Genomic DNA, 14413 nt, shown 5'->3' with positions numbered 1-14413 from the left:
GAGTGGATGTCCCGCCTTCTCGAAGAGGTCGGCACCGGTGTCACCCTCCTCGGGCTGGACACAGGTGACCTCGGGGTCGCCACCCAGAGCGTTGGGCTCGACGACGACGGTGACCCCGTCGCACGCCTGAGCTGACGACGCGGAGACGGCGGAGACGGACGTGAAGACGGGGGCGGTGGCCCCGGCGAGGATCGCCAGAGCCACCGCAGCGGACCGCAGGATCAGCACGAGCTCTTCGCGGTCGCATCCTTGGGTAGGAAGACCAGCGACGGCAGCGCCTGGGCGGCGGCGAGGCGGTACATCCCCTCGGACTCCTTGGTCAGGCCCTTGGTGTTGCCCTCGGTCAGCGCGGCGTCGTCATAGGCCACCGCGCCGACGTCGTCGCCACAGGTCACGACGTGGTCGGCGACCCAGCTGGCCGCCTTCTCCGCGGCGTCGGTCTCACCGGCGCGACCGAACGCCCACCCGGCCAGGCCGGTGGTGTTGGAGTTGGCGATGTTGCCGGTGGCCGCCTTGAACGACCCGTCCTCCGCCTGGGTCTCCTTCAGCCAGTCCACGCCGGCCTCGACGGCCTTCTCAGCCTCCGGGGATGCGACCCCGGACAGGGCGATCAGCGCGAACGCGGTGGCGTCGGCGTCCGGGACGGCCTTCGGGTCGGCGTCGCAGGTCTGGTCAGCGGCGGTGGGGTCGGCCGCGAAGGTGACCCGGAACCACCCCTCTTCGCACTGCTGCCCGGCCAGGAACTCCGTCGCCGCCGCGGCCTTCTCGCTCTCGGCGTTGTTCAGTGCCCATACGGCGTACGACTGTCCGATGGTGTTGGAGTAGTCGGCCGCCTTCTTGTTCTTGGGGTCGAGCTCGTCGGCGATACGGCCGTTCTCGGCGACCGTGCCCTCGAGCTGCTTCAGCAGACCGGGGTCGGAGGCGTCGACGTTCTGCTGGAGGACCAGTGCCTTCGCGGTGGCCCCGGCCGAGGTGACGGTGCCGAACCCGGGCGAGGTGTAGGCCTTCTTGTTCTCCATCACCGCCGCGGCGATCGTGGAGATCTCCTCGTCGTAGCCGCCGACCTCAGCCAGCGCGATCCCGATGTCGGCGCTGAGCCCGAAGTCGTCGGTGCCGTACTGCGCGTTGCGGGCCACGCCCTCCGGCGCCTGGGCGACGAGCCAGTCGGCCACCGAGGTGGACACCTTGGCGTCGTAGGTGGGCTTCTCCCCCTCCTCGACGGCTTTCTCGCCACAGCCGGCGAGCGAGGTGAGGGCGAGGGTGGCGGCGATGCCACCGAGGACGGTCTTCTTCATGGTTCCTTCCGCGCTGTTCGTCGGGAAGGCCCAGGGCCGACCCGCTGCTTTCCACGACAGCGTCAGGTCAGTACGCGTCCGTCGGCAGGTGCTCCGGCTCGCTCAGGACACTCTCGGTGCCTGGGCCTACGGTTGCGGGTCAGCGCCGGGATTCGACCGGCTTCCCCCACCACGGCGTGTGTTGATTGAGACGCCCCATCCTATGCCGGGCGGGGGCCTCTTGCGGGATCGCCGTCGAGCAGTCACTCTGTCCCCATGCGCCACAGGATTCTCGGCCTTGTCGCAGCATCGATCTCGGCCACCCTTCTCGCCCTTCCCCCGACCGCGACGGCCGGCGCGCAGGAGGCACGGACATCGGTCACGTACGCCGATCTGGTCGCCATGTTCGGCGAGAAGGTCGGTGACCGGAGCACCGTCGAGACCGGGTTGCCGAGCCTGAACCGCGCGATGGCCGATGCCGGGATCACCACCGCCTACCGGCAGGCGGCGTATCTGACCACGCTCGCCAACGAGAGCTCCTTCCACCACGACGCCAAGGGCCGCGACAAGCGGAAGTTCACCGGCCGCGGCTACATCCAGCTGACCGGCGAGGCCAACTACACCGACGCCGGCGCCTACTTCGACATCGACCTACGCCGCCGCCCCGAGCTCGCCCGGTCGCTGGACTACAGCGCGCCGATCTCGCGGTGGTACTGGACCGTCGCCCGCGACATCAACCCGCTCGCCGACGCTCTCGACATGGGTGGGGTCAATGCGGCGATCGGCTACCCCCGCAACAAGGAGGAGGACACCGAGCGCTGCCGCGACTTCAAGGCCGCGCTGAAGCACCTCCACGGGTCCGTGCCCAAGGGGATCAAGTGCGCCCGCCCGAAAGCAGCCGACGACTCGGTGGCCAGGCGCTAGAAGACGTACGTCACTTCTTGGTGCGCTTGTCGCTGACCGCGATCGCGGAGGTGCCCTCGTCCTTGAGCTCGAAGAGGTCGATCGCCTTGATGAGCTTGGTCCAGGTGGCGTACCCGTAGTTGCGCGGGTCCTCGGAGGACTGGTTGCGGATGCGGGAGACCACGGTGCCGACCAGGGCCCAGCCGTCGTCGTCGGCGGCCGCGGCGATGGAGTTGCGCAACAGCTGGATCAACCGGGCGTTGCGCTTCAGCGCCTGCCCGTTGGTCGCCGAGGACGACTGCTTGCGGGTGCGCGTGGTCCCGGGCTCGGTGTCGGCCTCGGTCTCCTCCTCGGAGCCGCCGAGCTTCTCCACCACCGTGAACCGGGTGCAGGCGCTCTTGAACGGCGCCGGCGTCTTCTCCCGGCCGTAGCCGTAGACCGCGCGGCCCTTCTCCCGCAGGTAGTGCACCAGCGGGGTGAAGTCGGAGTCGGAGGAGACCAGCGCGAACGCGTCCGGGATCGCCGCATGCAGCAGCTCGACCGCGTCGATCGCGAGCGCCATGTCGGAGGCGTTCTTGTGCGCGGTCAGGTCGAACTGCTGCATCGGCCTGATCGCGGCATCGTGCAGCTCCTCGATCCAGCCCTTGAGCTCGGACTTCGTCCAGTTGCCGTAGGCCCGCCGGATCGTCACCTCGCCGTACTCGGCCAGGTCGTTCAAGATGTCGTCGATCTTCGAGGCAGGCGCGTTGTCGGCGTCGATGAGCAGTGCGATGCGGAAGGGCTCGGTCACGGTCACGCCGGACAGTCTGCCAGTGCACCCCGTCGCCGAGTCGGCTCATCCTGACCAAAACCACCGCCGAGTCGGCGCGTCATGACGCGCCGACTCGGCGGAGTTTGCTGTCAGAACGAGCCGACTCGGCGGGTCCTAGGAGAGCTTCTCCAGAATCAGCTCGCGGACACGCTTGGCGTCGGCCTTTCCGCCGGTCGCCTTCATGACCGCGCCGATGAGCGCACCGGCTGCGGCCTGGTTGCCGCCGCGGATCTTCTCGGCGACCGCGGGCTGGGCGTCGATGGCTTCGTCGACGGCTGCGCCGAGCGCGCCGTCGTCGGAGACCACGGCGAGCCCGCGGGCGTCGATGATCTCGGAAACTGTGCCCTCACCAGCGAGAAGACCCTCGAAGACCCGACGGGCCAGCTTGTCGGTCAGCGTCTTGGCGTCGACCAGCTTCTGCACCTCGGCGACCTGCACCGGGGTGACACCGAGCTCGGCGAGCTCGACGCCACGGTCGTTGGCGCTGCGGGAGAGCTCAGCCATCCACCACTTGCGAGCGGCCTGTGCGGAGGCACCTTCGGCGACCGTCGCCTCGATCAGCGACAGCGCGCCGGCGGCCCAGACGTCGCGCATCTCCAGGTCGGAGTAGCCCCACTCGACCTGCAGGCGGGCCCGCTTGTCAGCGGTGCGCTCCGGCAGGCTCGCTCGCAGCTCCTCGACCCACTCGCGCGACGGCGCGACCGGGACGAGGTCGGGCTCGGGGAAGTAGCGGTAGTCGTCGGCGTCCGACTTCGCCCGGCCGGCCGAGGTGGTGCCGGTGTCCTCGTGGAAGTGGCGGGTCTCCTGGAAGATCGCCTCCCCCGCGTCGAGGATCCCGGCGTGGCGCGACATCTCGAAACGTACGGCCCGCTCGACCGAGCGCAGTGAGTTGACGTTCTTCGTCTCGGTGCGGGTGCCGAGTTTGCCCGAGCCCTTCGGGGACAGCGACAGGTTGACGTCGCAGCGCATCGAGCCCTGGTCCATGCGTACGTCGGAAACACCCAGACCCAGCAGGATCTCGCGCAGCGCGGCGACGTAGGCCTTCGCCACCAGCGGCGCCTTGGCACCGGTGCCGAGGATCGGGCGGGTGACGATCTCGATCAGGGGGATGCCGGCCCGGTTGTAGTCGACCAGGGAGTAGTCGGCGCCGTGGATGCGGCCGGTCGCGCCACCGATGTGGGTGGTCTTGCCGGTGTCCTCCTCCATGTGAGCGCGCTCGATCTCGACCCGGAAGGTCTCCCCCTCGACCTCGACGTCGAGGTAGCCGTCGTAGACGATCGGCTCGTCGTACTGCGAGGTCTGGAAGTTCTTCGGCATGTCCGGGTAGAAGTAGTTCTTCCGGGCGAACCGGCACCACTCCGCGATCTCCCCGTTCAGGGCCAGACCGATCCGGATCGCGCTCTCCACGGCCTTGGCGTTCACGACCGGCATCGAGCCGGGCAGGCCGAGGCAGGTCGGGCAGACCTGGGAGTTGGGCTCGCCGCCGAACGTCGCCGGGCAGCCGCAGAACATCTTGGTGTTGGTGTTGAGCTCGACGTGGACCTCGAGGCCCATCGCCGGGTCGTAGCGCTCCAGCACCTCGTCGAAACCGACCAATGTCTCGGTCATCGGGCCACCTCCAGCTTGTCGATCGAGAGCACCTGGCCGACGGCGCCCTCGAGGGCGGCACCGACGCGGTAGAGACGGGCGTCCTCCAGGACCGGAGCCAGGAGCTGTACGCCGACGGGCAGCCCGTCCACGTCGGAGACCCCGGCCGGGATGGAGATGCCGGGCGTGCCCGCCAGGTTGGCCGGGATGGTGGCCAGGTCCTGCGCGTACATGGCGAGCGGGTCGTCGAGCTTCGCGCCCAGCGGGAACGCGGTCGACGGGGAGGTCGGCGAGACCAGCACGTCGACCTGCTCGAAGGCCTTCTTGAAGTCCTCGATGATCAGCGTGCGGATCTTCTGCGCCTGACCGTAGTAGGCGTCGTAGTAGCCGCTGCTGAGCGCGTAGGTGCCGAGGATGATGCGGCGCTTGACCTCGTCACCGAAGCCGGCGTCGCGGGACGCCTTCATGACGTCCTCCGCGCTCGGGTCGCCGTCGGGGGTGACCCGCAGGCCGTAGCGCATCGCGTCGAACTTGGCCAGGTTGGAGGAGCACTCCGCCGGCAGGATCAGGTAGTAGGCCGCCATCGCGTGCTGGAAGCTCGGCGTGGAGACCTCTACGACGTCGGCGCCCATCTTGGTGAGCAGGTCGACCGACTCGTTGAACTTGCGCATCACGTCGGGCGCCCAGCCCTCGCCGGCGAGCTCCTTGATGACGCCGACCTTGACGCCCTTGAGGTCACCGGTCGCACCGGCGCGGGCCGCGTCGACGAGCCCGGTCACCGGGGTCGTGGTGGAGGTCGAGTCGAGCGGGTCGTGACCGCCGATGAGCTCGTGCAGGAGCGCCGAGTCGAGCACGGTACGGGTCACCGGACCGACCTGGTCCAGCGAGTTGGCCAGAGCGACCAGGCCGTAGCGGGAGACGGACCCGTAGGTCGGCTTCACACCGACGGTGCCGGTGACAGCACCCGGCTGGCGGATCGAGCCGCCGGTGTCGGTGCCGAGCGCCAGCGGGGCCTCGAAGGCGGCGACGGCCGCGGCCGAGCCACCACCGGAGCCGCCGGGGATCCGGTCGAGCTTCCACGGGTTCTTCGTCGGGCCGTACGCGGAGTGCTCGGTGGAGGAGCCCATCGCGAACTCGTCCATGTTGGTCTTGCCCAGGATAGGCAGGCCGGCAGCCTTGATCTTCTTGACGACGGTCGCGTCGTAGGGCGGAACCCAGCCCTCGAGGATCTTGGAGCCGCAGGTCGTCGGCAGGCCGATGGTGGTCAGCACGTCCTTGACCGCGATCGGCACGCCGTCGAGAGCGTGCAGCGCGTCGCCGTTGGCCCGGCGCGCGTCGGAGGCGGCGGCCTGGGACAGCGCACCCTCGGCGTCGATGTGCAGGAAGGCGTGGACGTCGCCGTCGACCGCGGCGATCCGGTCGAGGTGGGCCTGGGTCAGCTCGACCGAGGTGGTCTCACCGGCGGCGAGCGCGTCGATCAGCTCCGCGGCGGTCTTTTCGATGAGAGTCACTGCTCGTCCCCCAGGATCCGCGGCACCGAGAATCGCTGCTCCTCGACGGCAGGCGCACCGGAGAGCGCCTGCTCCGGCGTCAGACCGGGCACGACGACGTCCTCACGGAAGACGTTGGTCATCGGAAGCGGGTGGGAGGTGGCAGGCACGTCGTCGCCGGCAAGCCCCTGGATCGAGGCGACGGACTCGAGGATCACCTGCAGCTGCGGGGCAAGGTGATCGAGCTCGGCGTCGCTGAGGTCGATGCGGGCGAGGTCGGCCAGGTGCGCGACCTCGTCGCGGGTGATTTCTGGCATGCGCACATCCTAGGTGTCAGCGGCTCCAACTCTCACGTCGGTAACGCCGAGGTGAGCAGATGACGCCTACTGCGTCTTGTTCGGGCCTCCACCGTTGGACGGCTTGTCGGTCGGCCGACCGCCGGAGCCCGGCTGGGTGGGCGCCGCCTGGGTCGGATCGGCACCGCGAGTGGGATCGGTCGTCGGGGTCGGATCGGCGGCCTGGGTGGGCCGGGTGCTGGCCGTGGCGCCGGCGGCGCCGCTCGATGACGGCTCCGCGGCCTGGGTCGGGTCCGCGGTCGGCTCCGGCGCCGGGCTCCGTGCGGGGGTGGGCCGGTCCTCCCGGTCGCGCGGCTTCTTCTCGAGAGCACCGTGGACGTCGCCGACCTCGGGTACGTCCGGGCTGCCCACCGGCGCCGCGAGCGCGACCAGCCCGGCGAGCATCACCGAGCTGAAGGCCAGCACCAGTCCACCGCGGCGAGCAGCGGGCGCTGCGGCGGCGCTCCATGCCCAGATCCGCTCCCGACGGCGTCGCAGGTCGGCGGGCAGGTCGCTGCGGATCGCCGCCCAGCTGTTGATGGGGGCCAGCAGGTAGCCGACACCCTGGAACGCAAGGAGCACGGCGATGGCGACGCCGGTCGCCCCGCCGCGCACGCCGACCACGAGGGCCATGACGAGACAGACCGACGCCGCGACGGTCTCCACCAGGTTGCCGCGAATCACGTCCCGCACCCGCGGCTGCCCCTTGATCTTCGGCGTACGCAGGAAGGTGCCCTCGCGCGAGACCAGCCCGAGCCAGGAGGCCCGTGCGACGGTCACCCCGAGCGCCAGCCAGAGCCCGAACGCGCCGAGCGCGTCGCCCCAGGAGGCACCGCCACGGAGCCGGACCAGGGCGATCGATCGGGCCGCGCCGAAGAGCACCAGCGCGACGGTGGCGAACAGGAGGAGCCCCGAGAGGCGGCGTACGACCAGTCCCCCACCCAGCATCAGGTCGAGAGCACCCGAGATCAGGAAGAAGGTGAACAGCGCTCCGGCGAGGTCGCCGAACCACTGCAGCCCGCCGACGAGGTAGGCCCAGCGCTGCGCCAGGGTCATCTGGTTGTCCTCGGTGCGGCGTCCGGGCAGCAACGAGCGCCAGTGCATGCGCAGGATCTGGATGCCACCGAAGCACCACCGGAACCGCTGCTTCTTGAGCGTCTCGAAGGTCAGCGGCATCACGCCACGGCCGTAGGAACGGTCGACGTGCATGCCGTTGTAGCCCATCTTCAGCAGCCTCAGCGACAGCTCGGCGTCCTCGGTGATGCACCACTCGTCCCAGCCGCCGGACCGGACCAGCGCGGAGGCGCGGATCAGTCCCATGGTGCCGCCGAAGATGGCGCCGTTGCGCTCGTTGCGAGAGACCTGGCTGACATCGAAGAAGTAGCCGTAGGAGTGGTAGAGCCGGCGGAAGTACGCCGAGACGTCCCAGTCCCGGTAGTCCTGCGGCGTCTGCACGAAGGCCACCGACTCGTCGCTGAACAGCGGGGCGTTATGGGCCAGGAAGTCGGGGGCGACGTGGTAGTCGGCGTCGACGATGCCGACGACCTCGGTGCGCGGGTTCATCCGGGTCAGCGCGTAGTTGAGCGCCCCGGACTTGAACCCGGGCCAGTTGGCCAGGTGGATGAAGGTGACCCCGTCGTACTGCTCGCAGAAGTCCTGCACCGGCCGCCACAGCGCGGGGTCGTCGGTGTTGTTGTCGATGACCAGGATCTCGTACGCGTCGTAGTCCAGCTCGAGCATCCGCTCGAGGGTCTCGATGACCATCTCCGGCGGCTCGTTGTGGGTGGGGACGTGCAGGCTCACGAACGGATGGCGCCAGCCCGGGTGGTGCTCGCCCCGGGTCGGCCACCCGCGCCAGCGGCGCCGCGCGAGCACGTCCACCATCTCCCACAGGTAGCCCACGCCGATCACGAAGACGAAGACCTCCAGCACCCACAGCAGGCTCGACAGCGTCGTCGTCCACACTCCGGGGTGGACCGTGACCGTCCACAGCCCCACATAGGTCAGGTAGAGCAGCCCCACGTCGATGGTGAGTGCCCAGGCGACCAGGCCGCGTACGTCCCAGTCCCGTGCCGCGGGCAGCCAGGCCAGCAGCGAGGAGCCGAGGACGACGGCTCCGATCGCGGCCTGGACGGCGTCCTGACCGAGCAGCAGGCCGGCCCCGAGGGCGACCACCGCGGTGAGGGTTGCCGCGACGACCGCGGTGCCCGCGGAGAGCGAGCCGGCACGCGGCGTACGGATCGTGAACAGCAGCACGGTCGCCGGAACCAGCAGGACCGCGGCGACCGTGAGGAGTGGGGGAAGAGCGTCGAGCACGACGCCACACTATGGGGGGTATTTTCTAGCCGAGTCCAGTCGAGCCCGCCTCCCGCAGGACCTTGAACGCCGCCTCGTCCGGGATCGGGAGGCCGGCGCTCAACTCTCACGTCGGTTCCGGCGGCTCGCGCCTAAGGTCAACACCATGAGCGAGGACAAGCGAATGAGCAGAAACCCGGGCGAGCCCGCCAAGACGGACCCGGCTGGAGCGGAGCGATGGGCCGGATACCTCGCCTGGGTGCGCGCCGACATGATCGACGCTGTCCTCGCCCTGCCTGCCGAGCAGCGCCGCCAGGCGCGCGTGCCGAGCAACTGGACGCCCATCGAGCTGCTCGGCCACGTGCTCCACATGGAGCAGCGCTGGTTCGTCTGGGGCTTCCTCGGCGAGCCGGTCGACGACCCGTGGGGCGACTGGAACGTCGAGGAGCCGTTCCGCTCCGACGACTCCGACGAGACCCGGCCAGCGGCACGGTGGGTCGTCGCTGACGACGTCACGGCGGAGCAGATCGCCGACCGGCTGACGGCGCTGGGGCAGCGTACGTCCCAGATCCTGGGGACATACGCACTCGATGCCGTCGCTTCGCCCGGCGGACGCTTCGCTGAGAACCGGCCGACGCTGGAGTGGATCTGCTTCCACGTGCTCGCCGAGTACGCCCGGCACGCGGGTCACCTCGACATCGTTGCCGAACTCAGCACCGACGGGTAGGCGTGGACGATGCCCGGCCCGTCATCGCTCAGAGCTCGGGTCCCCTCTCCAGCAGGACCTTGAACGCCGCCTCGTCGAGGATCGGCAGGCCCAGCTCCTCGGCCTTGGCGGCCTTGGAGCCCGCGCTCTCGCCGACCACGACGTAGTCGGTCTTCTTCGAGACCGACCCCGCGGCCTTGCCGCCACGGCTGATGATCGCCTCCTTGGCGCCGTCGCGGGAGAAGTCCTCCAGCGACCCGGTGACCACGATCGTCAGCCCTTCGAGCGTGCGGGCGACCGACTCGTCGCGCTCGTCCTCGAGGGAGACCCCGGCCGTACGCCACTTCTCGACGATCTCCTGGTGCCAGTCGACCTGGCGCCACTCGACGATGGCCTCGGCGATGATCCCGCCGACGCCCTCGGTGGCAGCCAGCTCCTCCTGGGAGGCCGCCCAGATGGCGTCCAGCGAGCCGAACTCCGTGGCCAGCGCCCGGGCCGCGGACGGGCCGACGTGGCGGATGGAGAGCGCGACCAGCACCCGCCACAGCGGGACCTGCTTGCGCTCCTCCAGGTTGCGCAGCAGTCCCAGCGCGTTGGCGTTGAGCACCCGGTCGCCGGCCCCGGCCTCCTTCTCGGCCTTCTTCGCGGCCCGGGTGAAGAACGCCGTGGTGGCGAGCTTGGCCTCGTCGAGCGAGAAGATATCGCCCTCGTTGGTGATCACCTCGGCGGCCAGCAGGGCGTCCGCCGCCTCGTAGCCCATCCCCTCGATGTCGAAGGCGCCACGTCCGGAGGCGAAGAAGACCCGCTCCCGCACCTGCGCGGGGCAGCCGCGGTGGTTGGGGCAGCGCAGGTCCTTGTCGCCCTCCTTCTGCTCGGCGAGCGTGGTGCCGCACGCGGGGCACTCGGTGGGCATCACCCACTCGGGCAGCCCTTCGGGTCGCAGCGGCAGCACCGGGCCGAGGATCTCCGGGATCACGTCGCCGGCCTTGCGGAGGATGATGGTGTCGCCGGGGCGTACGTCCTTCCGCTTCACCTCGTGGGCGTTGTGCAGCGTCGCGCGCTCGACGGTCGAGCCGGCGACCTTGGTCGGCTCCATGACGCCGAAGGGCGTGACCCGGCCGGTGCGGCCCACGCCGACGTCGATGGCGAGCAGCTTGGCGTTGACCTCCTCCGGCGGGTACTTGTAGGCGATCGCCCACCGCGGCGCGCGGCTGGTCGAGCCGAGGCGGCGCTGCAACGAGATGTCGTCGACCTTGATCACGACACCGTCGATCTCGTGCTCGGTGACGTCGTGGCGGTGCTCGCCGAAGTAGCTGATGAACTCCTCGACCTCGGCGAGGGTCTTGAGCACCTTGACCCGCTGAGAGGTGGGCAGCCCCCAAGCCTTCAGGGCGTCGTACGCATGCGACTGGGCGACCGGCTGGAAGCCCTCCCGGGCGCCGATGCCGTGGCAGACCATCCCGAGCGCGCGGGTCGCGGTCACTCGCGGGTCCTTCTGACGCAGCGACCCGGCGGCGGAGTTGCGCGGGTTGGCGAACATCGGCTTGCCCGCGTCGACCAGCGAGGCGTTGAGCTTGTCGAAGGCCTCGATGGACAAGAAGACCTCGCCGCGCACCTCGACCAGGTCAGGCACCGGGAACTCGTCGGTGCCGGTGAGCCGGTGCGGGATCGACTTGATGGTGCGTACGTTCGGGGTGACGTCCTCGCCGGTGCGGCCGTCGCCGCGGGTCAGCGCCCGGACCAGGCGGCCCTTCTCGTAGAGCAGGTTGATGGCCAGTCCGTCGACCTTGAGCTCGCACAGCAGCTCGGCCTGGCCGGCGCCGTCCTTGGCGATCCGGGCGTGCCAGCCGGCGAGCTCGTCGAACGAGAAGACGTTGTCGAGCGACTCCATCCGCTGGAGGTGGTCGACCGCGGTGAACTCCGTCGAGAACGTGCCACCGACCTTCTGGGTCGGCGAGTCGGGGGTGCGCAGCTCGGGGAACTGCTCCTCGAGCTCGTTGATCCGCCGCCACTTCTGGTCGTAGTCGGCGTCGGAGAGCGTCGGCTCGTCGAGCACGAAGTAGCGGTAGCGAGCATCCTCGATCTGCTCGACGAGCTCCTGGTGCTCGTTCTTCTGCTCGGGGCCCGCGTCGGTCACGTCATCGTTCACGGGCACCATCTTGCCTGGTCCCGCCGACAATTTCCGACCGCATACCCGCCCGGGCGTTTTCGGCGTTTCGTCGACCTGAACGACACTCAACCCCCTCAATATCGACGCAACCGATCAACACCTGGGTGACGCGGGTCACGACGGAAGGTAAAGACGGCTACCTTCCCCCGCGTCGGGCAAGGCGGGCCGACACCAGTCCCCCAATGACCGCCTTGTGAGGTCTCCGTGTTTTCTCGGATCGTGGTGACGCTGTCGACGGCGCTCGCGCTGGTGCTGGCCCCGGTCGGCGCCACGTACGCGCTTGGGCTGGGGAGCGCCTTCTCCGACGCCGAGGTCGAGGTGTCGATCCTCGAGCAGTCGAAGGACGGCGTGGTCCTCAGCGTCCACGGCACCGACTACACCGGCAAGGATCCGGGCATCGAGATCGCCCTCAACCCGGTCGGCTACCGCGGATCAGGCACACGGAGCACCTTCGTCAAGTCGGTCGTGATCAACCCCGACGACCCCGAGGACTGGACCTACACGTTCACCCTCGACGCCGCGCAGGTCGCCCAGCTCGACCCCGGCACCGACTACCAGATCATGACGATGCGTGCTGGTGGGCGCGACCTCTACGACTCGGCCGATTCGCGGGCGGTGGACGTTCCCTTCGACTTCGACGCGCTCTCCGAGCCCAGCAGCTCACCGACCCCGGAGGAGCCCTCGGACGACTCCGGGTCCTCGGACGGCTCGGGCTCCGGATCCGGCTCGGGCTCAGGCTCTGGCGGCGGTACGTCCTCGGGTCGACCCGCAGCCGGCGACTCCGGCGACGGCGCCGATGCCGGCTCCGGCGAGAAGCCGAGGAAGAAGGCGTCCAAGAAGCCGTGGAGCGCGCCCGAGGAGCCACCGACCGCGAAGGGTCTGAGCCTGACCGGGGTCGACGACGCCTCCGTGGACGCCGAGGACGTGATCCACGCCGAGGCCTCCGGCTTCAAGCCCAACGAGACCGGCATCAGGGTCGTCGTCTACTCGACGCCGCTGGTGCTCTCGACCAGCGTCAAGGCCAACGGTCGCGGCGTCGCGAAGTGGTCCGGCCGGCTTCCCAAGGACATCGGCCTCGGCAAGCACACCCTCACCTTCCAGGGCTCGGTGAACCGCGGGATCTCCTTCGTCGTGACCGGCACCCCGAGCGACGGCGAGTGCGTCCAGAGCGGCTGCGCCCCGAAGACGGAGGAGCTCAAGCTGGCCGCACCCGCCGAGGAGGGCGGCGTCGGCCCGCTCACCTGGATCATCGTGGCCTCGATGATCGTCCTCGCGCTCGTGGCCAGTGCCGTCGCGATGCTCTCCGGACGTCGCAGGCGTGAGCAGGAGTGGGACGAGCCGGGCTACGCCCAGGCGCCGCGGTACCCCGCTGACCCGCGACAGGCGTCGGGCCTCTACCCGGCCCACGCTCGCCAGCAGCCCCCGTCCCGGTCCGAGCCTCCGCTCCCGCGCCGGCTGCCCGAGGGCCAGGAGCCGATCCGGCGCCAGCCAGGTCCTCGCCAGCCGGGACCGCGCCAGCCCGGTCAACACCAGCCCGATCCTCGCCAGCCCGTTCCGCATCGGCCGAGCCACCGTCAACCGAGCCCCCAGCACCTGGAACCGCAGCACGCGTCTCCCCAGCAGCAGCCCGCGCATCGCCAGCCGCGTCCACCCGAGTCGTTCGCACCGCCGAGCCAGCGGGGCCAGGCCTACGACAGCCCGAACTACGAGGGTCAGCGGGTCGCCGGGCGCTGATCGCGCTCAGTCGACCAGCGACTCCCCTCGGCTGGCGGTCTCGGCCGCAACCGTCGGCCACAGCGTGCCCAGCGCCACCTCGAGCCCGGACAGGACCGGGTCGAGGTCATCACCGGGGAACGGTGCGGGCGCCTGCTCGCGTACGACCGCGCAGAAGGCGGGGAGGTCCCCCTCCGCCTTGTGGCAGCGGACGGTCTCGGCCGACCCGTCGGTCCAGCCGTCGTAACCGTCGGTATCGCCCTTGGAGCAGGTGAGGGTCGTGGGGCACTTCCGCTTCCCGGCGGGCAGGTTCGGAGCATGGATCGCGGTGACCGTGCCGCCGCCGGGGGTGGTGCCGACGACGCCGAAGGCACCCTTGCCGTAGCCCGCGACATCGGCCTTCTCGAAGGAGTCGATGTCGGCGTACGCCTTGGTCTCAAGCAGTCCCGCCGCGATCGCGCCGGCGGTCAGCGCGACCTCGTCGGTGCCGTTGGCGCCGTCCGAGGGAAAGCCGCTGACCTGGGCCTTCGTCATCTTCATGGTCGTCTTCGTGCCGAGGCGCGGGTCGGTGACCAGGGCGATGAGAGCGTCCACGCTCACCTCGAGATCGAGCTTGCGGGGGTCGCCGGTGATCTTCTCCCCGACGTACGCGGCCCGACGCTCCTCTCCCCTGGACGTGTGGGAGACCATCAGCTGACCGGGAGTGCCGTCGTCGGTGGCGACGTCCCAAGCGACGGTCGCCGTACCGGCCTCTGCCTTCACCTCGACACAGCCGGACATGCCGTCGCGACACCAGGTCGAGAGCAGGTCGTCATCGACCGCGCCGGCCTTGACCTCCAACGAATGGTCGGCTCCCCACAGGAGCACGGTGCCGACCTCGTCCTGCTCGAAGTAGAGGTCACCGCCCTCGAACTCCTCCGGCTGGACGGGCACGCGCTGGAGCGTGATCGCCGCGATCGCCTCGGGCGTCGCGGGCTGGTCACCGGGCCGCAGATCGGCCGGGTCGATGCTCGCCGTCTGCGTCGGTCTGGGCTTCTCGCCCGCGTCGTCCGCCTGACGGACCTCGTTGCCACAGCCGGCGAGCAGAAGAGCCGCGGCCAGAAGTGCCGTCCCCCATTTTTGCATGAGG

Annotated in this window: 12 protein-coding genes; 4 read left to right on the top strand and 8 right to left on the bottom strand. The window is 70.0% G+C overall.

Features of this window, described 5'->3' with window-relative positions:
• The first annotated feature begins 6 nt into the window (after positions 1-6).
• Positions 7-135, top strand: a complete 129-nt coding sequence (locus ABTX24_RS03580; protein WP_350837472.1) for a hypothetical protein — start codon at positions 7-9, stop codon at positions 133-135.
• Between the two features lie 86 nt (positions 136-221).
• Here the strand turns inward: ABTX24_RS03580 and ABTX24_RS03575 are convergent, their stop codons facing one another.
• Positions 222-1295, bottom strand: a complete 1074-nt coding sequence (locus ABTX24_RS03575) for a prenyltransferase/squalene oxidase repeat-containing protein (protein ID WP_350837470.1) — start codon at positions 1293-1295, stop codon at positions 222-224.
• Positions 1296-1550: 255 nt separating this feature from the next.
• Here ABTX24_RS03575 and ABTX24_RS03570 point away from each other — a divergent pair, with 255 nt between their 5' ends.
• Positions 1551-2198 carry a hypothetical protein gene (locus tag ABTX24_RS03570; protein ID WP_350837468.1) on the top strand — a complete coding sequence of 216 codons (648 nt, stop codon included), beginning with the start codon at positions 1551-1553 and terminating at the stop codon, positions 2196-2198.
• A 10-nt stretch (positions 2199-2208) separates the two neighbouring features.
• Here ABTX24_RS03570 and ABTX24_RS03565 read toward each other — a convergent pair whose 3' ends face one another.
• The 5 genes from ABTX24_RS03565 to ABTX24_RS03545 form a co-directional block, all read right to left on the bottom strand.
• Complete coding sequence (locus ABTX24_RS03565; protein ID WP_350716369.1) at positions 2209-2973, bottom strand: NYN domain-containing protein; 765 nt, start codon at positions 2971-2973, stop codon at positions 2209-2211.
• A gap of 129 nt (positions 2974-3102) precedes the next feature.
• On the bottom strand, positions 3103-4596 hold the full coding sequence (gatB, locus tag ABTX24_RS03560) for an Asp-tRNA(Asn)/Glu-tRNA(Gln) amidotransferase subunit GatB (RefSeq protein ID WP_350837466.1): 1494 nt from the start codon (positions 4594-4596) through the stop codon (positions 3103-3105).
• Entirely contained in the window at positions 4593-6086 is a 1494-nt protein-coding gene (gene gatA, locus ABTX24_RS03555) for an Asp-tRNA(Asn)/Glu-tRNA(Gln) amidotransferase subunit GatA (RefSeq protein WP_350837464.1), read from the bottom strand. The genes gatB and gatA overlap by 4 nt, the downstream gene beginning before the upstream one ends.
• Positions 6083-6382, bottom strand: coding sequence for an Asp-tRNA(Asn)/Glu-tRNA(Gln) amidotransferase subunit GatC (gene gatC / locus ABTX24_RS03550; protein WP_091049380.1), 300 nt, complete (start codon positions 6380-6382; stop codon positions 6083-6085). Before gatC ends, gatA begins: the two co-directional genes overlap by 4 nt.
• A gap of 66 nt (positions 6383-6448) precedes the next feature.
• Entirely contained in the window at positions 6449-8716 is a 2268-nt protein-coding gene (locus ABTX24_RS03545; protein WP_350837462.1) for a glycosyltransferase, read from the bottom strand.
• Between the two features lie 145 nt (positions 8717-8861).
• Here ABTX24_RS03545 and ABTX24_RS03540 point away from each other — a divergent pair, with 145 nt between their 5' ends.
• Complete coding sequence (locus tag ABTX24_RS03540) at positions 8862-9422, top strand: mycothiol transferase (protein ID WP_350837460.1); 561 nt, start codon at positions 8862-8864, stop codon at positions 9420-9422.
• A gap of 28 nt (positions 9423-9450) precedes the next feature.
• Here the strand turns inward: ABTX24_RS03540 and ligA are convergent, their stop codons facing one another.
• Positions 9451-11550, bottom strand: a complete 2100-nt coding sequence (ligA, locus tag ABTX24_RS03535; protein ID WP_350837458.1) for an NAD-dependent DNA ligase LigA — start codon at positions 11548-11550, stop codon at positions 9451-9453.
• 243 nt (positions 11551-11793) lie between these two features.
• On the opposite strand from ligA, the gene ABTX24_RS03530 reads away from it, so the two are divergent.
• Positions 11794-13305 (top strand): hypothetical protein, encoded by a 1512-nt coding sequence (locus ABTX24_RS03530; RefSeq protein WP_350837456.1) that lies wholly within the window; start codon positions 11794-11796, stop codon positions 13303-13305.
• A gap of 6 nt (positions 13306-13311) precedes the next feature.
• Here the strand turns inward: ABTX24_RS03530 and ABTX24_RS03525 are convergent, their stop codons facing one another.
• On the bottom strand, positions 13312-14409 hold the full coding sequence (locus tag ABTX24_RS03525) for a hypothetical protein (protein ID WP_350837454.1): 1098 nt from the start codon (positions 14407-14409) through the stop codon (positions 13312-13314).
• Positions 14410-14413: the final 4 nt, after the last annotated feature.

The organism is Nocardioides sp. NPDC127514 (assembly GCF_040302125.1).
Taxonomy (GTDB): Bacteria; Actinomycetota; Actinomycetes; order Propionibacteriales; family Nocardioidaceae; genus Nocardioides.
The sequence above is the reverse complement of the archived record's forward strand: the minus strand, read 5'-3'. Positions and strand labels throughout refer to the sequence as shown.